The 21,269-nt window shown below is 58.7% G+C and carries 20 protein-coding genes; 13 read left to right on the forward strand and 7 right to left on the reverse strand.

From position 1 onward, the window contains the following. The first annotated feature begins 6 nt into the window (after positions 1–6). The gene (locus tag ABTV22_RS28405) at positions 7–1,029 is read left to right on the forward strand and encodes a hydrolase (protein ID WP_433741527.1); all 1,023 of its coding nucleotides are present in this window, start codon (positions 7–9) and stop codon (positions 1,027–1,029) included. Next, a complete protein-coding gene (locus tag ABTV22_RS28410; protein WP_433737650.1) occupies positions 1,026–1,853 on the forward strand; it encodes an AraC family ligand binding domain-containing protein in 828 nt (275 codons plus the stop codon). Before ABTV22_RS28405 ends, ABTV22_RS28410 begins: the two co-directional genes overlap by 4 nt. Before the next feature lie 86 nt (positions 1,854–1,939). Here the strand turns inward: ABTV22_RS28410 and ABTV22_RS28415 are convergent, their stop codons facing one another. Together ABTV22_RS28415 and ABTV22_RS28420 are read right to left on the reverse strand one after the other, a co-directional pair. After that, positions 1,940–2,794 carry a sulfurtransferase gene (locus tag ABTV22_RS28415; protein WP_433737651.1) on the reverse strand — a complete coding sequence of 285 codons (855 nt, stop codon included), beginning with the start codon at positions 2,792–2,794 and terminating at the stop codon, positions 1,940–1,942. Between the two features lie 58 nt (positions 2,795–2,852). Further along, complete coding sequence (locus tag ABTV22_RS28420; RefSeq protein ID WP_433737652.1) at positions 2,853–3,527, reverse strand: TetR/AcrR family transcriptional regulator; 675 nt, start codon at positions 3,525–3,527, stop codon at positions 2,853–2,855. A gap of 145 nt (positions 3,528–3,672) precedes the next feature. Here ABTV22_RS28420 and ABTV22_RS28425 point away from each other — a divergent pair, with 145 nt between their 5' ends. The 5 genes from ABTV22_RS28425 to ABTV22_RS28445 all read left to right on the forward strand — a co-directional run bounded on the left by ABTV22_RS28425 (position 3,673) and on the right by ABTV22_RS28445 (position 8,452). Continuing rightward, positions 3,673–5,103 (forward strand): coniferyl aldehyde dehydrogenase, encoded by a 1,431-nt coding sequence (locus ABTV22_RS28425; protein WP_433737653.1) that lies wholly within the window; start codon positions 3,673–3,675, stop codon positions 5,101–5,103. Positions 5,104–5,131: 28 nt separating this feature from the next. Continuing rightward, a complete protein-coding gene (locus ABTV22_RS28430) occupies positions 5,132–5,677 on the forward strand; it encodes a twin-arginine translocation pathway signal protein (protein ID WP_433737655.1) in 546 nt (181 codons plus the stop codon). A gap of 154 nt (positions 5,678–5,831) precedes the next feature. Further along, positions 5,832–7,427, forward strand: a complete 1,596-nt coding sequence (locus ABTV22_RS28435) for a GMC family oxidoreductase N-terminal domain-containing protein (RefSeq protein ID WP_433737656.1) — start codon at positions 5,832–5,834, stop codon at positions 7,425–7,427. Between the two features lie 115 nt (positions 7,428–7,542). Beyond that, on the forward strand, positions 7,543–8,022 hold the full coding sequence (coaD, locus tag ABTV22_RS28440; protein WP_007939322.1) for a pantetheine-phosphate adenylyltransferase: 480 nt from the start codon (positions 7,543–7,545) through the stop codon (positions 8,020–8,022). Between the two features lie 178 nt (positions 8,023–8,200). Continuing rightward, positions 8,201–8,452, forward strand: coding sequence for a YfhL family 4Fe-4S dicluster ferredoxin (locus ABTV22_RS28445; RefSeq protein ID WP_110965364.1), 252 nt, complete (start codon positions 8,201–8,203; stop codon positions 8,450–8,452). A 112-nt stretch (positions 8,453–8,564) separates the two neighbouring features. Here ABTV22_RS28445 and ABTV22_RS28450 read toward each other — a convergent pair whose 3' ends face one another. Genes ABTV22_RS28450 through ABTV22_RS28460 form a run of 3 tightly spaced genes read right to left on the reverse strand, consistent with a single transcriptional unit; the run spans position 8,565 to position 10,497 of the window. Next, a complete protein-coding gene (locus ABTV22_RS28450; RefSeq protein ID WP_433737657.1) occupies positions 8,565–8,783 on the reverse strand; it encodes a hypothetical protein in 219 nt (72 codons plus the stop codon). A 40-nt stretch (positions 8,784–8,823) separates the two neighbouring features. Then, the gene (gene mutM / locus ABTV22_RS28455; protein ID WP_433737658.1) at positions 8,824–9,636 is read right to left on the reverse strand and encodes a bifunctional DNA-formamidopyrimidine glycosylase/DNA-(apurinic or apyrimidinic site) lyase; all 813 of its coding nucleotides are present in this window, start codon (positions 9,634–9,636) and stop codon (positions 8,824–8,826) included. A 45-nt stretch (positions 9,637–9,681) separates the two neighbouring features. Further along, positions 9,682–10,497 (reverse strand): HDOD domain-containing protein, encoded by an 816-nt coding sequence (locus ABTV22_RS28460; RefSeq protein WP_433741528.1) that lies wholly within the window; start codon positions 10,495–10,497, stop codon positions 9,682–9,684. A gap of 209 nt (positions 10,498–10,706) precedes the next feature. Here ABTV22_RS28460 and ABTV22_RS28465 point away from each other — a divergent pair, with 209 nt between their 5' ends. The 5 genes from ABTV22_RS28465 to ilvD all read left to right on the forward strand — a co-directional run bounded on the left by ABTV22_RS28465 (position 10,707) and on the right by ilvD (position 17,727). Continuing rightward, positions 10,707–11,903 (forward strand): class I SAM-dependent rRNA methyltransferase, encoded by a 1,197-nt coding sequence (locus ABTV22_RS28465; RefSeq protein ID WP_110965368.1) that lies wholly within the window; start codon positions 10,707–10,709, stop codon positions 11,901–11,903. 413 nt (positions 11,904–12,316) lie between these two features. Then, positions 12,317–13,387: a SagB family peptide dehydrogenase gene (locus ABTV22_RS28470; protein ID WP_433737659.1), complete on the forward strand. Its 1,071-nt coding sequence runs from the start codon at positions 12,317–12,319 to the stop codon at positions 13,385–13,387. A gap of 5 nt (positions 13,388–13,392) precedes the next feature. Further along, positions 13,393–14,373 (forward strand): diiron oxygenase, encoded by a 981-nt coding sequence (locus tag ABTV22_RS28475; RefSeq protein WP_433737660.1) that lies wholly within the window; start codon positions 13,393–13,395, stop codon positions 14,371–14,373. Beyond that, positions 14,363–15,586 (forward strand): MFS transporter, encoded by a 1,224-nt coding sequence (locus ABTV22_RS28480; RefSeq protein ID WP_433737662.1) that lies wholly within the window; start codon positions 14,363–14,365, stop codon positions 15,584–15,586. Before ABTV22_RS28475 ends, ABTV22_RS28480 begins: the two co-directional genes overlap by 11 nt. Positions 15,587–15,885: 299 nt before the next feature. Beyond that, positions 15,886–17,727, forward strand: a complete 1,842-nt coding sequence (ilvD, locus tag ABTV22_RS28485) for a dihydroxy-acid dehydratase (protein ID WP_433737664.1) — start codon at positions 15,886–15,888, stop codon at positions 17,725–17,727. A 169-nt stretch (positions 17,728–17,896) separates the two neighbouring features. On the opposite strand, the gene ABTV22_RS28490 is transcribed toward ilvD, so the two are convergent. Next, complete coding sequence (locus ABTV22_RS28490; protein WP_433737666.1) at positions 17,897–18,952, reverse strand: haloacid dehalogenase-like hydrolase; 1,056 nt, start codon at positions 18,950–18,952, stop codon at positions 17,897–17,899. Positions 18,953–19,191: 239 nt separating this feature from the next. On the opposite strand from ABTV22_RS28490, the gene ABTV22_RS28495 reads away from it, so the two are divergent. Beyond that, positions 19,192–20,583: an L-cystine transporter gene (locus ABTV22_RS28495; RefSeq protein WP_433737667.1), complete on the forward strand. Its 1,392-nt coding sequence runs from the start codon at positions 19,192–19,194 to the stop codon at positions 20,581–20,583. 110 nt (positions 20,584–20,693) lie between these two features. On the opposite strand, the gene ABTV22_RS28500 is transcribed toward ABTV22_RS28495, so the two are convergent. Beyond that, a complete protein-coding gene (locus ABTV22_RS28500; RefSeq protein WP_433737668.1) occupies positions 20,694–21,206 on the reverse strand; it encodes a dihydrofolate reductase in 513 nt (170 codons plus the stop codon). Between the last annotated feature and the right edge of the window lie 63 nt (positions 21,207–21,269).

Here is a 21,269-nt window from a genome sequence, read left to right on the forward strand (position 1 = left end):
AGAACAATCGTGCACCCTCCGTCAGAACGCTTCATCCCTGCCTTCGGCCTCGGCAACCCACACTTGCAAACCTTGTGGGGACCGCTCTGGCGCAAGACCACCCACATCCAGCGCGAGCGTGAGCGTTTGTGGCTGGAGGACGGCGATTTCCTTGATCTGGACTGGCACGGCCCCCACAGCGTCAATGCACCGTTGGTGCTGGTGCTGCACGGCCTGACCGGTTCATCGAACTCCCCTTACGTGGCTGGGATGCAAAAAGCCCTGGGTGATCGGGGTTGGGCCAGTGTCGCGCTGAACTGGCGTGGCTGTTCGGGCGAGCCGAATCTGTTGCCGCGCAGTTACCACTCCGGCGCCAGCGAAGACCTGGCCGAAACCATCAGGCACCTGCGGGCCAAGCGCCCGCTGGCGCCACTGTATGCAGTCGGCTATTCCCTGGGCGGTAATGTGCTGCTCAAGCATTTGGGCGAAACCGGCAGCGATAGCGGCGTACACGGTGCGGTGGCGGTGTCGGTGCCGTTTCGCCTGGACCAGTGCGCCGACCGGATTGGCCAGGGCTTTTCAAAGGTCTATCAGGCGCACTTCATGCGCGAGATGCTGGCCTACATCAAAAACAAGCAACGCCAATTCCAGCATGACGGACGTGAGGAAGGCCTGGCCACACTGGCGGCGCTGGGCTCACTGGAAAACATGCGTACTTTTTGGGATTTCGATGGCCGGGTCACCGCACCACTGAACGGTTTCACCGATGCCGAGGATTACTACCGCCGCGCTTCGAGCCGCTATTTCCTTGGAGACATTCGCACGCCGACCCTGATCATCCAGGCCGCTGACGACCCCTTCGTGTTTCCCCATAGCCTGCCGCTGGCTGACGAGCTTTCCTCCTGCACGCAGTTCGAGTTGCAAGCCAGGGGTGGACACGTGGGATTTGTCGACGGATCGGTCAGGCAACCGGGTTACTACCTGGAACGGCGCATTCCCCAGTGGCTGACCTCCATGGGCCAGGCTTCGTGGGGCTCGACCAAACCATGAGCATTGATCAGGGCGAGTCGATCCACTTCTGGCAAACGGCACCGTTGGCCGGTGTCGAACTGTTGTCGGCACGCTACATCGACCATCGCTTCGCCCCCCACGTACATGACGGCTACGTCATTGGCATGATCATGGCTGGCGCCCAGCGTTACCGCTATCGCGGCGCCGAACACCTGGCTGGCAGCGGCACACTGGTGCTGATCAATCCCGACGAATTGCACACCGGGCACAAGGGCACGGAGGATGGCTGGCTGTATCGGGCGTTCTATCCAGACAGCGGGCAGATCCTTTCATTGCTGGCCGAACTCGAACTGCCAACCCACCACCTGCCGGCGTTCGGCGCCACGTTGTACCGCGATCCCGACCTGGTGAACGGTTTCTGCCAATTGCATCGCTTGCTGGAAAGCCCTGCCACCGCGCTGCAACAACAGACCGCTTGGCGCGAACTGATGCTGTCGCTGCTGCAGCGTCATGCGGCCGTTGCCGATGCCGGCAAACCGGGCAAGGAACACCGGGCGGTGACGCTCGCCAAGGAACTGCTGCACGCACAACTGGCGGCGCCGCCTTCGCTTGAAGAACTGGCGGCGGCGGTGAACCTGTCGCCGTTCCATTTCGCCCGGGTGTTCCGCCGCGCCACCGGCGTGCCGCCGCACACCTGGCTGATGCAACAGCGCATCGCCCGGGCGCGGGCGTTGTTGCAGGGCGGATGCTTGCCGCTGGAGGTGGCCACGCAGTTGGGATTTGCCGACCAGAGCCATCTGAGCCGGCAGTTCAAGCAGGTGTATGGCGTTGGGCCGGGGGCGTATCGCAGTGCCCGGCTTTAGAAGCGAAAAGATCGCAGCCTGCGGCAGCTCCTACAGGGTTTTGCATTCCCATGTAGGAGCTGCCGCAGGCTGCGATCTTTTGATCTTTATTCCCCCGTGGCGATACCGCGAGCCGGATCATTGATCCACTCACTCCACGACCCCGCATACAGCGAACCCAACGGATAACCCGCCAGACACAAGGCAAACAGGTTATGGCAAGCCGTCACGCCGGAACCGCAGTACGCCACCAGATCGTCCGGCGAGCGGTTGCCCAGTTTCGCGGCAAACCGCTGCTTGAGCTGATCGGCCGGCAAGAATCTACCGTCACTGCCCAGGTTGTCGGTGAACGCCGCGCATTGCGCGCCGGGAATGTGTCCGGCAATCGGATCAATCGGCTCCACTTCGCCCTTGAAGCGCGGCAAGGCGCGGGCATCCAGCAAGGTCAGCTCAGGTTGACCAAGACGCTTTTGCAGTTTTTCGGCGCTGAGGAGCAATCCATTGTCCGGCGCCCCGGAAAAGTTACCCCGCTCTCTATGCGGTGCATCGAGACTCAAGGGCAAACCCGCCGCGTGCCAGGCCTTAAGCCCGCCATCGAGGATGAACACGCCATCGCGCTTGCCCAACCAAGCCAGCAGCCACCAGGCCCGCGCCGCGAAGGCGCCCGGACCATCGTCATACAAAACCACTTCACTGTCGTTGCTGATGCCCCAGGCCTGCAGACGCTCGATCAACTCGGCAGGCTCGGGTAACGGATGACGCCCGGTCACGCCCTTGACCACCTTGCCACTCAAGTCACGCTCAAGATCGGCAAAACCCGACCCGGCGATGTGGCCCTCGGCGTAGCTGCGCTGACCGTAATCGGGGTCTTCGAGGGCAAAACGACAATCCAGAATCACCAGCCCCGGCTGCTCCTTTTTCAGGTCCAACGCTTGCGGGCTGATCAGTTGCGCAATGGGCATAACGGGCTCCTGTGATTAAACCGGGGTCGATCCTACTGCACTTTTCTATCCACGTCGGCTAGCTCGCCACTTCTTCGAGTGCCTGGGCCAGTGGCACGTAAAACTCTTCGAACAACGCATTGACCGCATCGCGTGCCTGGTCCGTGACGAACCCGGCCTCCAGCACCAACACCTGATAAACCCCGCGCTTGATCGCCTGTTCGCTGAGGTGGCTGGAGTTTTCCCGGGTGGTGCACAGAAAACGCACCCAAGAGGTGAGGATGATCCAGGCGTTGAGGGTCAGGGACTCTATCTGCACCCGATCCATCTTGAGGATGCCGGCCTCGACGAAGCCTTCGTAAATGTGAGTGCCCTGGATCAGGCAACGCTGGGAAAAACGTCGGTAGCGCCCGGCCAGGTCCGGATCGCTGTCGAGCAAGTGCTCAAGGTCGCGATGCAGAAACCGGTAGCGCCACATGGCTGACAGCAGTTCCTTGAGGTAGTAGCGCTTGTCCTCCACCGTTGCCGCCCGCCCCTGGGGTGGGCGCAGGAAGCTGTCCACCAGGCATTCGTACTCGCTGAACAGCACGGCGATAATCGCCTGCTTGTTAGGGAAGTGGTAGTACAGGTTGCCCGGGGAAATTTCCATGTGGGCAGCAATGTGGTTGGTGCTGATGCTGCGCTCGCCCTGCTGGTTAAACAGCTCCAGGCTGTTTTGCACGATGCGCTCGCTGGTTTTTATCCGTGGGGCCATGGCTTGAGCTTAGATTCAGAGTGCGTTGAGGGGCATCTTACGACCTATCCGGAAGGGATAAAACAAAGCTGCACCAGGATGTCATTTGACATTCTAGAGCACAGACTCTAAAAATTGCCTAATTACAATAAATCCGGAGCCGACCATGACTGCTGAAATTTCCTACCTTCAAGATCTGCAGCAGCCTCTGGAAGAACTTCAAACCCTGTTTGATGCACAGCGCGCTGCGTACGCCGCCAACCCCATGCCACCGGCGGCCCAGCGCCAGCAATGGCTCAAGGCATTACGCGACTTGCTGAACAAAGAACGCCAGCCCCTGATCGATGCGATCAGCCAGGATTTCAGCCACCGCAGCGCCGATGAAACCTTACTCGCCGAACTGATGCCCAGCCTGCACGGCATTCATTACGCCAGCCGCCACCTCAAGGGCTGGATGCGTCCGTCGCGGCGCAAGGTGGGCGCCGCCTTTCAGCCGGCCTCGGCCAAAGTGGTCTACCAGCCACTGGGCGTGGTCGGTGTGATCGTGCCCTGGAATTATCCGCTGTATCTGGCCATGGGCCCCTTGGTCGGTGCGTTGTCGGCAGGCAACCGGGTGATGCTCAAACTCAGCGAATCGACCCCCGCCACCGGTTTGCTGCTCAAGGAATTGCTGGGGCGAATCTTTCCCGAAGATTTGGTTTGCGTGGTGCTGGGCGAGGCCGACATTGGTGTGGCTTTTTCGAAGCTGCGTTTCGATCATTTGTTGTTCACCGGCGCCACCAGCATAGGCAAACACGTGATGCGCGCGGCGGCGGAAAACCTGACGCCAGTCACGCTGGAACTGGGCGGCAAGTCCCCAGCCATCGTGTCCCGTGACGTGCCGCTCAAGGATGCCGCCGAACGCATCGCTTTCGGTAAGACCCTCAACGCGGGCCAAACCTGCGTAGCCCCGGACTATGTCCTCGTGCCGGAAGACCGCGTCGACTCGTTCGTCGAGGTTTATCGCCAAACGGTTCGCGGGTTTTATCCGACGCTGGCTGACAACCCGGACTACACCGCGATCATCAATGACCGCCAACTGGCACGACTCAACGGCTACATCAGCGACGCCACCGGTAAAGGCGCGCGGCTGATCCCGCTGTTCGAACAGGGTCAAGGACGTCGCATGGGGCATAGCCTTCTGCTCAATGTCAGCGATGAGATGACGGTGATGCAGGACGAAATCTTCGGCCCGCTGCTGCCGATCGTGCCGTACAAGGATCTGGATCAGGCATTTGCCTACATCAACCAGCGCCCTCGGCCACTGGCGCTGTATTACTTCGGCTATGACAAGCGCGAGCAACACCGTGTGTTGCATGAAACCCATTCCGGCGGTGTGTGCCTGAATGACACGCTGCTGCATGTCGCCCAGGACGACATGCCGTTCGGTGGCATCGGTGCTTCGGGCATGGGCCATTACCACGGTCACGAGGGTTTCCTGACCTTCAGCAAGGCCAAGGGTGTGCTGATCAAACAGCGTTTCAACGCGGCGAAACTGATCTACCCGCCGTACGGTAAATCCATCCAGAAACTGATCCAGAAGCTGTTCATCCGCTAACGCTCAACGCCATCGGGTAATAACAATAATGAGCCCAAGCCTGTCCGATACTCCCGCGCTGTCACGGCGCGGACTGCTCAAATTCAGCCTCGGTGCCAGCGCCTTTCTCGCCACCGCCGGGTTGGGCGCCAGCCTCAGTGGCTGTTCGTCGAACATAGCCGCCAATGGCTTCGCTGCGCTGCGAAGCGGTGACCTGCTGTTTCTGCGAGCACTGGTCCCGGTGATGCTCGACGGTGCCGTGGCCGTCGAACGGCTATCCAGCGCCGTCGAAGGCACTTTGAAAAGCCTGGACTACAACCTCGATCACCTGTCGCCGGAAATGCTTAAGCTGACTCGTCAGTTATTCGATGTGCTGGGCATGGCCGTGACACGGGGGCCGCTGACCGGTATTTGGGGCAGCTGGGAGAACGCCAGCGCTGACGATATCCGGCATTTTCTCGAGCGCTGGGAAAACAGTTCGTTGAGCCTGCTGCGTATGGGCCACAGCTCATTGGTGCAACTGGTGATGATGGCCTGGTACGGGCGCAAGGAGTCGTGGGCGCATTGCGGGTATCCCGGGCCTCCGACCGTTTGAAACCGAGTCGCCCCAATCGCGAGCAAGCTCGCTCCTACAGGTTTCGGGCTGGCCCAATCTTTTGTGAACGACTCAAATCCTGTGGGAGCGGGCTTGCCCGCGAAGGCGTCGGTTGCCTCACCACAAAATCCAAAAACAATAAGAGAACCTGAAGATGCCCGTACCCGACCCGTTCCGCGAAGGCATGGCCCGTGGCTGGAAAACCCATGACGGCTCGCAATTGACCCAGGACCTGACCCTCGAAGCGGATGTGGCGATCATCGGCAGTGGTGCCGGCGGCGGGACCACGGCGGAAATCCTCAGCGCCGCCGGTTACAAGGTACTGCTGATCGAGGAAGGCCCGCTCAAGACCAGCAGCGATTTCAAACTGCTCGAAGACCAGGCCTACAGCAGCCTCTATCAGGAAGGTATCGGCCGCATGAGCAAGGACGGCGCCATCACCATCCTTCAGGGCCGGGCCGTGGGCGGCACCACGCTGATCAACTGGACGTCCAGTTTCCGCACGCCCGAGCCGACCCTGGAACACTGGGCCAAGGAGCACAACGTCAAGGGCCACAGCCCGACGGACATGGCGCCGTGGTTCGAAAAAATGGAGCAACGCCTGGGCGTCGCACCGTGGATGGTGCCGCCCAACGCCAACAACGACGTAATCCGCAAGGGTTGCGAACAGCTCGGCTACAGCTGGCACGTCATCCCGCGCAACGTGCGCGGTTGCTGGAACCTCGGCTACTGCGGCATGGGCTGCCCGACCAACGCCAAGCAATCGATGATGGTCACCACCATTCCCGCCACCTTGGAAAAGGGCGGCGAACTGCTTTATCTGGCCCGCGCCGAAAAACTGCAGATCGCCGGCGACAAGGTCATCGGACTGCAATGCGTGGCGATGGATGCGCGCTGCGTCGAGCCCACGGGCCGACGCATCACGGTGAAGGCGCGGCATTACGTGCTGGCCGGTGGCGGGATCAACAGCCCGGCGCTGCTGCTGCGTTCCGACGCACCGGACCCACACAAGCGGCTGGGCAAACGGACCTTTCTGCATCTGGTGAACATGTCCGCCGGGCAGTTCGACGAGGTGATCAACCCGTTCTATGGCGCGCCGCAGTCGATCTACTCCGACCATTTCCAATGGCAGGACGGCACCACGGGCAAGATCGGCTACAAACTGGAGGTGCCACCGCTGCACCCGGCGCTGGCTACCACGTTGCTTGGCGGGTTCGGCCAGGAAAATGCGCAACACATGGCCAACCTGCCGCACACCCACGCCATGCTCGCGTTGCTGCGCGACGGATTTCATCCGGACAGCACCGGTGGCAACGTCGAGCTGCGCGGCGACGGCTCGCCGGTACTCGATTACCAGGTTTCCTCTTATGTCCGGGACGGTTTGCGCCGGGCCTTCCACAGCATGGCCGAGATCCAGTTTGCCGGTGGCGCCAGGGCCGTAATGCCGATGCACGCTGATGCGCGCTATGTGAAAACCCTGGGCGAAGCGCGCAGCCTGATCGACGGACTCCGCCTTGAGTTGTACCGCACACGGCTGGGCAGCGCCCATGTGATGGGGGGGTGTGCGATGGGCGAAGACCCGAAAAATGCGGTGACCGACAGCCTCGGCCGGCATCATCAACTGGGCAATCTGTCGATTCATGACGGCTCACTGTTCCCCACCAGCATTGGCGCCAACCCGCAATTGTCGGTCTATGGACTGACCGCGCAACTGGCGACTTCCCTGGCCGAACGCCTGAAAAACCCATGAAAACGACGAACATTCCCATCGTCTATAGTGCTTTCTTACCCAACAGTCGACTTTCCCGACCGGTAAGGCTGCGATACCATCCGACTCCCCAACGCACTCCCGCCAGGACGCCGCGATGAACCGAGTGTTGTACCCAGGTACCTTCGACCCTATTACCAAGGGCCATGGCGATCTGGTCGAACGCGCCTCGCGCCTGTTCGATCACGTGATCATTGCTGTCGCCGCAAGCCCGAAGAAAAACCCGTTGTTCCCTCTGGAACAGCGTGTTGAACTGGCCCGTGAGGTCACCAAGCATTTGCCGAACGTTGAAGTCGTCGGTTTTTCGACCCTGCTGGCGCATTTCGCCAAAGAGCAGAATGCCAACGTGTTCCTGCGGGGATTGCGCGCAGTGTCGGACTTCGAATACGAATTCCAGCTGGCGAACATGAACCGGCAACTGGCTCCGGATGTGGAAAGCTTGTTTCTAACGCCGTCCGAGCGTTATTCGTTCATTTCCTCGACGCTGGTCCGTGAAATCGCAGCCCTGGGCGGCGATATCACCAAGTTCGTACACCCTGTGGTGGCAGACGCCCTGACCGAGCGCTTCAAGAAGTAACCCACAGACTGTAGGAGCCGGCTTGCTGGCGATCCCAACGCGGTGCACTTTAAACACCGCTTCGCCAGCAAGCCGGCTCCTACAGTACGTCATAGCTACGTGCAGTCCGGGCGCCAATGCGGCACAATTACGCGCATTGATTTATTGCGCCGGGCCCGCCGCCCCGGCTGGAGTTAGCATGTCCCTGATCATCACCGACGATTGCATCAACTGCGACGTCTGCGAACCTGAGTGCCCGAACGCCGCCATTTCCCAAGGCGAAGAGATCTACGTGATCGACCCGAACCTGTGCACCCAGTGTGTTGGCCACTACGACGAACCGCAGTGTCAGCAAGTCTGCCCGGTCGATTGCATTCCGCTGGACGAAGCCCATCCGGAGACTCAAGACGAGTTGATGGAGAAGTACCGGAAGATTACCGGAAAGGCTTAATACATCTTGCGTCTGTAAGGGCGTTTTCGCGGGCAAGCCTCGCTCCTACAAGATTATTACCTGTAGGAGCGAGGCTTGCCCGCGAAGCTTTTGGACGGCCTACTCCGCCTGCTCAAACCCCTAGGCAACGCACGAACGCCGCTTTCGCCGGGTCCACGACCAATGCCTGCCCCGCATCGATCACCGTCGCCACCACCAGCAACGACCGGGCGATCAGCAGGTCGCCAATCATGGCGTATGCCGGTGGACTATGGATGGTGTAAAGCGGATCGCCGCTGCCGTCACTGGCGGCGAAGAGGCCGGCACACGCAACATCAATGTCGCCTGACACGCCGCCTTCGCCAGCAAGCCGGCTCCTACAAGTCAGCCATTCAAGTCTGGCAGCGTGGGCAGAAGACGCTGGCGCGCTGCCCAAGCTTCACTTCCCGCAACTGGGTGCCGCAAACCTTGCAGTGCTCGGCACCCCGGCCGTACACGAACAGTTCCTGCTGGAAGTAACCCGGCTGGCCATCGCCCCCGATAAAGTCCCGCAGCGTAGTGCCACCACGTTCGATGGCGGCGGCCAGGATGCGTTTGATTTCAATCGCCAGCTTCAGATAGCGCGCACGGGAAATGCCCTTGGCTTCGCGACGGGGGTCGATGCCGGCGGCGAATAGCGCTTCGGTCGCATAGATGTTGCCGACGCCCACCACCACCGCGTTGTCCATGATGAACGGTTTGATCGCCATTGAACGCCCGCGGGACAGCTGAAACAGACGCTCGCCGTCGAACAGGTCAGTGAGCGGCTCCGGCCCCAGGCGGATCAACAGTTCGTGATTGAGCGGGTCGAGGCTCCAGAGCATCGCGCCAAACCGCCGTGGGTCGGTGTAGCGCAGGGCCAGGCCCGACTCCAGTTCGATGTCCACGTGCTCATGCTTGGCTGCCGGCAAGCCAACCTCCACCAGCCGCAAATTCCCCGACATGCCCAAATGACTGATCAGGGTGCCGACTTCGGCGTTGATCAGCAGGTACTTGGCGCGCCGCTCCACCAGCACGATGCGCTGACCGGACAAACGCACATCCAGATCCTCCGGAATCGGCCAGCGCAGACGACGATCGCGCACGATCACCCGACTGACGCGTTGGCCCTCCAGGTACGGGGCAATGCCACGACGGGTGGTTTCGACTTCTGGCAGCTCAGGCATGACGGCTCTCGAATCAGGCTTTCGAAACAGTAGAAGGTACGCTACTTAGCGATGAGTGCCGAGGTCGCGGATCGTCTGCTTGAGGGTTTCGAAGTCGTAGTCCGAGAGGCCGACGTAATCGAGCACCAGATGTCCGATGCTGTTCCACTCATGGTCTTCAGTCTGGTTGCCCAGTACACGGTAGGACGCACAAATGTGTTCGGCCATCTTCAGGATTGCCAGCAGGTTCTTAAGTGAACTGTTGCGCGACGACTCATCGCTGAAGATCGCCAGGGCATTGTGGTGATTGGCGATCGCGGCCGAGACATGGTCCGGCAGGCGCCAGGACTTGGCCGTGTAATAACCGACCACGGCGTGGTTGGTATTGAAGGTCTGGTTTTCAGTGTCCACCACCCGACATTCGGGACCGGCATTGGCGTAGGCCTGTTCCAGCACCGACATGTAGTCGGGGAAACGCTGGAGCATCAGCGGCACGCCACAGTCGTGGAACAGACCCAGGGCATAGGCTTCGTCGCCGGCCTGGGCGCCGATACGCTTGGCCAGGGTCAGACAGGTCATCGCCACGTCTTGGGCGGTGTCCCAGAAACGGTTCAAGGTGACGATGGTCTCGTCATTCATTTCGCCCTTGATCGATTGTGCATTGATCAGGTTGATGATCGAGCGACTGCCCAGCAGATTCACCGCGCGCTTGATCGAGGCGATCTTGTTGGTCAAGCCGTAGTACGGCGAGTTAACGATTTTCAGCAGGGAACCGGAGAGCCCAGGATCCTGGGAAATCAGCTTCGCGATCACATCCAGATCCGGGTCGGGCATGTACTGCTCCATCTGCAGATCCACCATGATCTGCGGCTGGGCCGGCACACTGATGCCTTGTAGGGATTGATGGATCTGTTCGGGAGTCAGCTCTTGGGACATAAGTACACACTCTGGGCCAGGCGCAGATTCTAGCTTCTAAACATTGGATCCGACATACCAAATCTCGGTCATCTTCCTCCTCACCACATGTCTACCGCCGAACCTGCCTGCCCTGCAACGCGCTATACTCCCGCTCTTTTTTCCGGAGCGACGTCATGTCCCTGCCTAGCCTGCGCCTCAAAGCCAACGCCGACCGTCGTCTGCGCAACGGTCATTTGTGGGTCTACAGCAACGAAATCGATGTAGCCGCCACCCCTCTGCACGGTTTCAAGGCCGGCGACCAGGCGATCCTCGAAGCCGCCGGCGGCAAGCCATTGGGCATCGTCGCCATGAGCCCGAACAACCTGATCTGCGCCCGCGTCCTGTCGCGCGACATCAAGCTGCCACTGGACAAGTCGCTGCTGGTGCATCGCCTGAACGTGGCCCTGTCGATCCGCGATCGCCTGTTCGACAAGCCGTTCTACCGCCTGGTCTACGGCGACTCCGACCTGCTGCCGGGCCTGGTGGTCGACCGTTTCGGCGACATCCTGGTGGTGCAGATCGCCTCGGCCACCATGGAAGCCCACAAGGACGACGTGATCGCGGCGCTGACCCAGGTCCTCAAGCCAAGCGGCATTCTGTTCAAGAACGACTCCGCCGCCCGTGACGCCGAAGGCCTCACCCGCTACGTCGAAACCGTGTTCGGCCTGGTGCCGGAGTGGGTGGCGCTGGAAGAGAACGGCGTGAAATTCGAAGCCCCGGTGATCCAGGGCCAGAAAACCGGCTGGTTCTACGACCACCGTATGAACCGCGCACGCCTGGCACCTTACGCCAAGGGCAAGCGCGTGCTGGACCTGTACAGCTACATCGGCGGCTGGGGCGTGCAAGCGGCCGCCTTCGGCGCCAGCGAAGTGTTCTGCGTCGACGCATCGGGCTTCGCCCTCGACGGCGTCGAACGCAACGCCGCCCTGAACGGCTTCGCCGACAAGATGACCTGCATCGAAGGCGACGTCTTCGAAGCCCTGAAGGAACTCAAAGCCAGCGAAGAACGCTTCGACGTGATCGTGGCCGACCCGCCGGCGTTCATCAAACGCAAGAAAGACATGAAAAACGGCGAAGGCGCCTACCGCCGCCTGAACGAGCAAGCCATGCGCCTGCTGACCAAGGACGGCATCCTCGTCAGCGCCTCCTGCTCGATGCACCTGCCGGAAGACGACCTGCAAAACATCCTGCTGACCAGCGCCCGCCACCTGGACCGCAACATCCAGATGCTGGAGCGTGGTGGCCAGGGTCCGGATCATCCGGTGCATCCTGCCATCCCTGAAACGCGCTACATCAAGAGCATTACTTGCCGGTTGTTGCCGAATAGCTGATTTGTCCCGCTTAAAAAGGGAGCCAATCGGCTCCCTTCTGCTTTTTAACTCCCCTCAGTTCTCCAAACATATCAGTTCTAGCCAGACGCCATCTTTACATTCCTGGGCAATTTTTCGGACCTAATTTAGAAACACACCTAAACGTAGGATTGCTCCGACATAATTGCCAGAAAATCCTTACATAACATTTCATTGAAAAAAATAAATTAATACCTATGATCAAGTTGTCACCACGAGGTGACACTACTTAAAAACAAAAAAGGAGTTCCAACCATGAAAACAATTACTCTGGAAGCTTCCACCATCGCCAATCTGGCTTTTTTGGTTTCCTCAAAAGCCCGTTAAGTAAATGAGGCGCTGGGGAGTGCCGGCTACCCAGCGTTCTCTGAGATCCCTTTCAGAGAACTACCAAAATGCAAATCAACCCTCACCTATTCATAATTCCGCGCCCACCCCACCAGATAGTTTGGGACTATAAAAACCACAAACAGTTTGAACTAAACCTTGAATACTCAACCCGACTATCCGAGCTAATTGAGAATCCAAAAATCTTTAGCGCAACAAACACCATCGACACTCATCTTCTAAGTTCAGGAATTCTTACTAATACCACAGTCGAAAATATTGAATGGGGCTGGGATGACCTCTCAAAAATATTCCATATAGGCACTAAAAACATCCCCTTCGATCACGTCCCCCAAGATATTCATGAATGGACAAGACAATATCTCGACCATTGTACAGCGGTACTCAACACCCCCACCCCTCAAGACAGATTCTCGGAATTTGTGGCTCGTGAACTGATTGTCCTTCCAAAGCCTTCCTGCCTGCCGGAAGTCTCCCTGACAAATGTCCTAATCAACCGAAAAACCTGCCGCACCTTTACCGGAGAAGACATTTCCCTAGAAGCGATCAGTACGCTGCTTTACCTGTCACTCGGTTATTTGCATGAACGCACGAATGACATCGACGAAAGTGTTGCCGAAGGCCTCCAAGCTCGGCGAAGTAGCCCATCCGGCGGCGGACTAAATGCTTGTGAAGGTTTTCTTCAGGTTCAAAACGTTGCCGGTTTGAAACCCGGTCTCTACGCCTATCACCCCACAGAGCACGCGCTGAGTTTCATCAATTCCTTACCTTTTGAGCCTTTGGGGCACCTACTATGCGGGCAACATTTCATTAATAACCTGCCAGTCGGACTATTTATCACCAGTCGATTCGACAAACTATGGTGGAAATATGAGCATTCGCGAGCCTACCGAATGGCCTATGTCGAAGCAGGTCACATCTCCCAGACCTTTCAATTGGTAGCTACTTCGCTGGGATTGAACACTTGGTTGACCGGTGCATTGACGGACGATCAAGTCGAGACGCTGTTGAGGCTTGCGGACAGCCCAGAGCAACCATTGTTCTTTGTTGGTTGCGGTAAGAGCAATGGGCAAGTGATGTGCGAGGAAATGACATTATTGCTAAGCGGCAGGGAGTAAGAGTAATGACTTCACCACTTATAGACCCGTCCTCCGACTCCGCTTTGTGGCCCCAGCGCTTCACCCTAGGCGAATGGAACGCCCGGGCGTCGGTACGAACTAGCGAGCACTGCTATCTATTAGCAACGGACATAGAAAAACAACTAGAAACTCGATATTGGTTTCCCCCGGCATTCCTCCCTTACCTGAATCACTCGTCGATAAAAACAGCAGGTAGAGCTGTCGTTCATCGCCTATCCGCAAATCATTTGGTGCATTTTCTTGATTACACAACACTGCTTGAACACCGCATTGTCAATCGATCAGTCGAAACCATTGTCCACAGCGACCTCGGTATCTCCATTCCTAAACGAATGAAAACGGCCGCGCTGCAGCTCTATACCGATGAAGGTTATCACGCCCTATTCTCCAATAATCTCGCCGAGCAAATTGCTGACTTTTATGGCATGACTGATCGGCCAGTAATGCCCCAGCGAATAATAAGACTGAACGCCCTGATCGACGGCACACCGGACAGGCACAAAACACTGGCATGGTTTCTTGTTGGCTTTGTGTCGGAGACGATTATCGCCAAGGAACTGCTGGACGTATGCCGCCAAACGTTAGTGTGCAGCGTTCAAGAAATGCTCAGAGACCATCTCGCGGATGAGGCGCTGCACAGTCGTTACTTTAGCGAGGTGTTCCATTATCTATGGGTGCACCTGAGCTGCGAACAGAGTACTTTTGTCGCCAAGTTGCTCTTGGAAATACTGCATATTTTCTTTGAAATTGATGAACGCTGGCTTGGCGAAAGCCTTCGCAGTGCATGCCTGGAAGAAGCAACTGTCGCGGAAATACTGACCGATATGACGAGTGATAACGCTCATCTTCTCCGCGTACGGTCAGGTGCAGGTGCGACTCTGCAAGCATTGAAAAAAGCCGGACTCTTCGATCTGCCTGCCAATCGGCAAATTTTCTCCAAGGCAGGACTTTTCGATGAGCAATGAAAAATATGCCATATCTGCAAAAAAACGTCGGTCAGCGGTCGTTCTCTTAATGACGATGGTGCTGCTCGGAGTCTTCCCTCTCGATGTCTTGCTACCATCAGTCCCGGCCTTGGCCAATCACTTCCAAACCTCACCTGCCGACATTGCATTTTCAATCAGCATGTTTGCTATAGGTATCTCCGTATCTCAACTGCTGATCGGGCCACTTTCGGATGCAATTGGGCGCAAGGGTCTACTCCTTGCTGGAATGGCGGTCTCAATCATTGGCTCAACAGGATGTGTCCTGTCGACCGAATACACCTGGTTTTTGATGTTCCGGGTAGTCCAGGCAGTTGGTTGCGGCTGCTTCGTGCTGTCACAGGCGCTGGTTCAGGATTTGTTCGGAGGCCCAGAGCGAGATCGACTGCGAATTCTGATGGTCACGGCCAGCGGAATTTTCATTTCCGTTTCGCCATTTATGGGAAGCGTGCTGCAGCAGGCGCTGGATTGGCCGGGTAGTTTTTACCTGTTCATTGCATTGGCTGTGACCGTATTTCTCAAGGCGTATTTCTTTCTGGAGGATCAGCGTCCCGCCGGGGCCTCACGCCAGAACATCATTCATTCGTACCGACGTGTGTGTGCTGACTTGAGTTTCATGGGCTATTGGCTCATCGCGGCCATCGCTTTCACCTGCCATTTTTCCTTCATCGTAGTCTCACCGCTGATCTTCATGGATCACTTGCAAATGTCGACCTATGAGTTCTCCCTGACTTTGTTAATCTACGGTGCGGCTTACATAATCGGCGGGATCGCCGCCCAGGTGCTTGCCAATCGGATAGCGCCCAACACGCAAATCGTTGTCGGCCTAAACCTGATTTTCCTCTCAGGGCTGCTGATGCTTTTACTCTCAATATCGCTGGGGCTTTCAGCCCTGACAGTATTAGTCCCGATGATTATATGTACCGCCGGCACGACCATCGCCCGTCCTATCGCCACATCCAAAGCAATGGATGTGTTCCCCAATAACGCAGGCATTAGCGCCTCGGCGGGCAATACGCTGGTGTTTATCTTTGGCGGTCTGATCAGTGCCCTCATCAACTTGAGCGCAAGTGATCTTCATTCGACCTTGGCATTGGCATTCCTGCTGTTAAGCACCACCGCTCTAGGTCTGAACGCGCAGGTCAACCGCCGCCCTTGTAGAAGCGAGCTCGCTCGCGATAGTCGTCAACGATAACGCTGATTGCCTGACACCCCGCGGCGTCCTTGAGTTCATCGCGAGCATGCTCGCTCCTACAGAAGGCGGTCCGTGCGTCTTGTGCACGCGCGCAGGCATTCCCTCCAGCCGCCAGCCGTGTAGAATCGCGAACATTCATCGCCAGTCATCCCCGGCGGGTTTATGAGCTCAAGCTGAAGCGCGCGGCGATCCCGCAAAGTTATCGGCAACCTTTGGACACACGGCCATTTCCGAGTACTCCAGACGTCAATAGAAGCTCACTTCCCTTTTGATACCTGATTAGCCGCCCGGAGTGCTTCATGCCTGATTACCGCTCGAAAACATCCACCCACGGCCGCAACATGGCCGGCGCCCGCGCCCTGTGGCGCGCCACGGGGATGAAAGATGACGACTTTAAAAAGCCGATCATCGCCATTGCCAACTCCTTCACCCAGTTCGTACCGGGCCACGTGCACCTCAAAGACCTGGGCCAACTGGTCGCCCGCGAGATTGAACGCGCTGGCGGCGTGGCAAAAGAATTCAACACCATTGCGGTCGATGATGGCATCGCCATGGGCCACGACGGCATGCTCTATTCGCTGCCGAGCCGCGAGATCATCGCCGACTCCGTGGAGTACATGGTCAACGCCCACTGTGCCGACGCCATTGTCTGCATCTCCAACTGCGACAAGATCACCCCTGGCATGCTGATGGCGTCCTTGCGCCTGAATATTCCGGTGATCTTCGTGTCCGGCGGCCCGATGGAAGCCGGCAAGACCAAACTGGCTAGCCACGGTCTCGACCTGGTCGACGCCATGGTGATCGCCGCCGACTCCAGCGCTTCTGACGAGAAGGTTGCCGAGTACGAGCGCAGCGCCTGCCCGACTTGCGGTTCGTGCTCCGGCATGTTCACCGCCAACTCGATGAACTGCCTGGTCGAAGCCCTGGGCCTGGCCCTGCCGGGCAACGGCTCGACCCTGGCCACCCACAGCGACCGCGAGCAGCTGTTCCTGCAGGCAGGCCGCACCATCGTCGAGCTGTGCAAGCGTTACTACGGCGAGAACGACCAGTCGGTACTGCCGCGCAACATCGCCAACTTCCAGGCGTTCGAAAACGCCATGACCCTGGACATCGCCATGGGCGGTTCCACCAACACCATCCTGCACCTGCTGGCCGCCGCCCAGGAAGCCGAGATCGATTTCGACCTGCGCGACATCGACCGTCTTTCGCGCAACGTGCCGCAACTGTGCAAAGTCGCGCCGAACATCCAGAAGTACCACATGGAAGACGTGCACCGTGCCGGCGGGATCTTCAGCATCCTCGGCTCGCTGGCCCGTGGCGGCCTGCTGCACACCCAGCTGCCGACCGTGCACAGCCGCAGCATGGAAGAAGCCATCGCCAAGTGGGACATCACCCAGACCAACGACGAAGCGGTGCATCACTTCTTCAAGGCTGGCCCGGCCGGCATCCCGACGCAAACCGCCTTCAGCCAGTCGACCCGTTGGGAAACCCTGGACGACGACCGTGAAAACGGCTGCATCCGCAGCGTCGAGCACGCCTACTCGAAAGAAGGCGGCCTGGCCGTGCTGTATGGCAACATCGCCCTGGACGGTTGCGTGGTGAAAACTGCCGGCGTCGACGAGTCGATCCACGTGTTCGAAGGCAACGCCAAGATCTTCGAAAGCCAGGACAGCGCCGTGCGTGGCATCCTCGCCGACGAAGTGAAGGAAGGCGACATCGTCATCATTCGCTACGAAGGTCCGAAAGGCGGCCCGGGCATGCAGGAAATGCTCTACCCGACTTCCTACCTGAAATCCAAAGGCCTGGGCAAAGCCTGCGCCCTGCTCACCGACGGCCGTTTCTCCGGCGGCACCTCGGGCCTGTCCATCGGCCACGCTTCGCCAGAAGCGGCTGCCGGTGGCGCGATTGGTCTGGTACAGGACGGCGACAAAGTGCTGATCGACATTCCGAACCGCTCGATCAACCTGTTGATCAGCGACGAAGAACTGGCTGCGCGCCGGGTCGAGCAGGACAAGAAAGGCTGGAAGCCTGTGGAAGTGCGTCCACGTAAAGTGACCACCGCCCTGAAAGCCTACGCCCTGCTGGCCACCAGTGCCGACAAGGGTGCGGTGCGTAACAAGGCGATGCTGGACGGGCTGTAAGCCTTAACCGTCGCACAAAAAATACCCCGCGTTTGCGGGGTATTTTTTTGCCATTCGCTCCATCTGCGTTGTATGCAAATCCCTGTAGGAGCCGGCTTGCTGGCGATAGCGGTGTGTCACAAGTCCGCTATCGCCAGCAAGCCGGCTCCAACGGCAGGTCGGCGTTGGGTTACTGGATCTCTTCAGGCTTGACGATCACCCAGTTCTTGTCCGCCGTCACTGCCAATCCTTCCTTGGCCTGGGCCGCGGCGTGCTTGGCCATCATGCCGTTGATCTGGGTCATGTACTTGTCCTTGCGGTTGACCCACAGGTGGATGCCGCCCTTGGCCACGTCGACGCTGTGGAACAGCATGTAGCCGTCGCTGCTCGGGGTGTCGCCGCCGACCAGCACCGGTTTTTTCCATTCATCGATGTAGGTCAGGATCGCTGCCTGCTTGCCGGCCATCCAGGTTGCCGGGGTCCACAGGTACGGGGTCAGTTCAAGGCCGAGGTTGGCCTTCTCGTCATATTTGCCGGCAGTGATCTGCTTGCGCGCGGTGGTCAGCTCGCCAGACTTTTGATCCTTGAGCAGCAGGGACACGCCGATCACGTTCTGCGGTTTGACGTTGTAGCCGTACTTCGGATCGGACGCGACCATGCGCACCAGCTCTTCCGAGGCGGCGGTCATCACGTAGACCTCGATGCCGTTCTCCATCAGTTTGTTGTAGAGCTCTTGCTGGCCGGTGAAGAGTTTCGGCGGATTGACGTCGAGTTTCTTGACCTCGTCGCCTTCGTAGTAAGTCGCCGGCACCGGTTTGCCGGAGGCCATCATTTCATCGACGTAACCCTTGAGCTCCTTGAGCGTAAAGCCCGAGAACACTTGGGCGACCCATGGGTAGCAGACCATGTCGTCGACTTCGCAGAGGCGATAGTAGTAGCTGAACAAGCTTTCCTTGTGGTCGGCGGTGTCCTTGAACGGCATCAGCTTCAGGGAGGGGTCGAGCTTGTCGCGAGTGATCAGGCCCTTGTTCTCCATGAACGGCAGCAACGACTCTTCGAGGTCGTAGCGGTAACTGGTGTTGTCCATGTCGAACACCGCGTAGTTACCCTTGTTGGCGTTGGCGGCGATCATCGCGTCCAGCGCCTTGGCCTGATCGGCCGGCCAGTGTTTCAAATCCGTTGCCAGTACCTGGCCAGCGAGGCCCAGGCAGAGTGCGGCAGCCAGTAATTTCGGTGCGAACTTCATCGACAAATCTCCCTGATTTAAAGAGATCGAAGCTAACAAATCAGTGTGACAGTCCTCGTCTGTCAGCGACCACCAGCGTGCCTTTCGCGCCAGTAGCATCCTGAAAGCGACACGCACTTATTCCGAAAACGACGGTGACCAGACGTTTTCGGTATTAATTCATTGTAAATCAAGCTGTTAGGCTTGTCGGTTCGCAGCTGCCCCGGAAGGCAGTTGGCACATGTCTAATGGGAGTTCCAATGAATCTGCCGCTGATTCTCAACCTGCTGGTGTTCCTCGCCCTGCTGCTGGGCCTGGCACAAACCCGCCACACTACGTTTAGCCTGGCCAAAAAAGTCCTGCTCGCACTGGTATTGGGCGTGGTATTCGGTGTCGCGCTGCACACGGTGTACGGCACCGGCAATCCGGTACTGAAAACTTCGATCGGCTGGTTCGATCTGGTGGGCAACGGTTACGTGCAACTGCTGCAAATGATCGTGATTCCACTGGTATTCGCCTCGATCCTCAGCGCCGTGGCCCGCCTGCACAATGCTTCGTCGCTGGGCAAGATCAGCTTCCTGACCATCGGCATGCTGCTGTTCACCACCGCGATTGCTGCGCTTATCGGCATCGGCCTGACCAATCTGTTCGGCCTGACGGCTGAAGGCCTCGTCGCCGGTACCCAGGAACTGGCCCGTCAGCAAATCATCCAGTCCGATTACGCGGGCAAGGTCGCCGACCTGAATGTGCCGCAGCTATTGCTGTCATTCATCCCGCAAAACCCATTCGCCGATCTGGCGCGGGCCAAGCCGACGTCGATCATCAGCGTGGTGATCTTCGCCGCCTTCCTGGGGGTCGCCGCGCTACAACTGCTCAAGGATGACGTGGAAAAAGGTCAGAAAGTGATCAATGCCATCGACACCCTGCAAGCCTGGGTGACGCGCCTGGTGCGCCTGGTCATGAAACTGACCCCTTACGGTGTACTGGCGCTGATGACCAAGGTTGTCGCTGGCTCCAACCTGCAGGACATCATCAAACTCGGCAGTTTCGTGGTGGTGTCCTACATCGGCCTGGGTCTGATGTTCGTCGTCCATGGCCTGCTGGTGTCCGTTGCAGGGATCAACCCGCTGCGTTTCTTCCGCAAGATCTGGCCAGTGCTGACGTTCGCCTTCACCAGCCGCTCCAGCGCCGCGACCATTCCGTTGAGCATCGAAGCGCAAACCAACCGCCTGGGCATTCCACAGTCCGTGGCCAGCTTCGCCGCTTCGTTCGGTGCGACCATTGGCCAGAACGGTTGCGCCGGTCTGTACCCGGCGATGCTCGCGGTGATGGTAGCGCCGACTGTGGGCATCAATCCGCTGGACCCGCTGTGGATCGCGACGCTGGTGGCGATTGTGACGCTGAGCTCGGCCGGTGTGGCCGGGGTGGGTGGCGGGGCGACCTTTGCCGCGCTGATCGTGCTGCCAGCGATGGGTTTGCCGGTGTCACTGGTGGCGTTGCTGATTTCGGTCGAGCCGTTGATCGATATGGGGCGTACGGCGTTGAACGTGAGTGGGTCGATCACGGCCGGGGCGATTACCAGCCAGGTGATGCAGCAGACGGATAAAGACGTGCTGGATGCGGATGAACATGCGGCGTTGGCGCATGCTTAAATTCTTCAGCGCCTGATCTGGCCTCTTCGCGGGCAAGCCTCGCTCCTACAGAGTTTCGTCAATCGCGAGCACGCATTGACCTGTAGGAGCAAGGCTTGCCCGCGATGCTCTTAGGCCTTTTCCCAGACTTCGAAGCTGTACGCTGGTTTGTCGCCTTCCGCCGGATTCGGAACATTGGACACCAGTTTCCACTGCTGCTGATCAAACTCCGGAAACCACGCATCCCCTTCCGGGTTCAACGCCACACGCGTCAAATACAACCGATCAGCCTGCGCCAACCCTTGCGCATACAACTGCGCCCCGCCAATCAGCATCAGCTCATCGACACCCTGTTCCTTCGCCCATTCTTCGGCGCGAACCACGGCGGCTTCCAGCGACGGGTAGACCTCGGCGCCTTCCAGCACCAGATCCGCCTGACGGCTGACCACGATGTTCAATCGGCCGGGCAGCGGACGACCGAGGGAATCCCAGGTCTTGCGACCCATGATGATCGGCTTGCCCAGGGTGGTGGCCTTGAAGTATTTGAAGTCCCCCGGCAGGTGCCAGGGCATGCTGTTGTCGACGCCGATCACACGGTTTTCACCGAGGGCTGCGATCAGGCTTAAGGGGAGTGTTTTAGTCATGCCGGCGAGGATACCAGAGCCTTGCTTTCGCCGATAAGCGCCACAGCGGTTATGCTCACAGCT

Source organism: Pseudomonas putida (assembly GCF_050990305.1).
GTDB classification, from domain to species: domain Bacteria; phylum Pseudomonadota; class Gammaproteobacteria; order Pseudomonadales; family Pseudomonadaceae; genus Aquipseudomonas; species Aquipseudomonas putida_AH.

What these genes read in the sequence shown, in the direction of transcription:
- ABTV22_RS28445 (WP_110965364.1), top strand. Translation starts at nt 8,201, where the DNA reads ATGTCCCTGATCATCACCGACGATTGCATCAACTGCGACGTCTGCGAA.
- mutM (WP_433737658.1), bottom strand. Translation starts at nt 9,636, where the DNA reads ATGCCTGAGCTGCCAGAAGTCGAAACCACCCGTCGTGGCATTGCCCCG.
- ABTV22_RS28410 (WP_433737650.1), top strand. Translation starts at nt 1,026, where the DNA reads ATGAGCATTGATCAGGGCGAGTCGATCCACTTCTGGCAAACGGCACCG.
- ABTV22_RS28425 (WP_433737653.1), top strand. Translation starts at nt 3,673, where the DNA reads ATGACTGCTGAAATTTCCTACCTTCAAGATCTGCAGCAGCCTCTGGAA.
- ABTV22_RS28435 (WP_433737656.1), top strand. Translation starts at nt 5,832, where the DNA reads ATGCCCGTACCCGACCCGTTCCGCGAAGGCATGGCCCGTGGCTGGAAA.
- ilvD (WP_433737664.1), top strand. Translation starts at nt 15,886, where the DNA reads ATGCCTGATTACCGCTCGAAAACATCCACCCACGGCCGCAACATGGCC.
- ABTV22_RS28465 (WP_110965368.1), top strand. Translation starts at nt 10,707, where the DNA reads ATGTCCCTGCCTAGCCTGCGCCTCAAAGCCAACGCCGACCGTCGTCTG.
- ABTV22_RS28500 (WP_433737668.1), bottom strand. Translation starts at nt 21,206, where the DNA reads ATGACTAAAACACTCCCCTTAAGCCTGATCGCAGCCCTCGGTGAAAAC.
- ABTV22_RS28475 (WP_433737660.1), top strand. Translation starts at nt 13,393, where the DNA reads ATGACTTCACCACTTATAGACCCGTCCTCCGACTCCGCTTTGTGGCCC.
- ABTV22_RS28430 (WP_433737655.1), top strand. Translation starts at nt 5,132, where the DNA reads ATGAGCCCAAGCCTGTCCGATACTCCCGCGCTGTCACGGCGCGGACTG.
- ABTV22_RS28480 (WP_433737662.1), top strand. Translation starts at nt 14,363, where the DNA reads ATGAGCAATGAAAAATATGCCATATCTGCAAAAAAACGTCGGTCAGCG.
- ABTV22_RS28420 (WP_433737652.1), bottom strand. Translation starts at nt 3,527, where the DNA reads ATGGCCCCACGGATAAAAACCAGCGAGCGCATCGTGCAAAACAGCCTG.
- coaD (WP_007939322.1), top strand. Translation starts at nt 7,543, where the DNA reads ATGAACCGAGTGTTGTACCCAGGTACCTTCGACCCTATTACCAAGGGC.
- ABTV22_RS28495 (WP_433737667.1), top strand. Translation starts at nt 19,192, where the DNA reads ATGAATCTGCCGCTGATTCTCAACCTGCTGGTGTTCCTCGCCCTGCTG.
- ABTV22_RS28490 (WP_433737666.1), bottom strand. Translation starts at nt 18,952, where the DNA reads ATGAAGTTCGCACCGAAATTACTGGCTGCCGCACTCTGCCTGGGCCTC.
- ABTV22_RS28415 (WP_433737651.1), bottom strand. Translation starts at nt 2,794, where the DNA reads ATGCCCATTGCGCAACTGATCAGCCCGCAAGCGTTGGACCTGAAAAAG.
- ABTV22_RS28470 (WP_433737659.1), top strand. Translation starts at nt 12,317, where the DNA reads ATGCAAATCAACCCTCACCTATTCATAATTCCGCGCCCACCCCACCAG.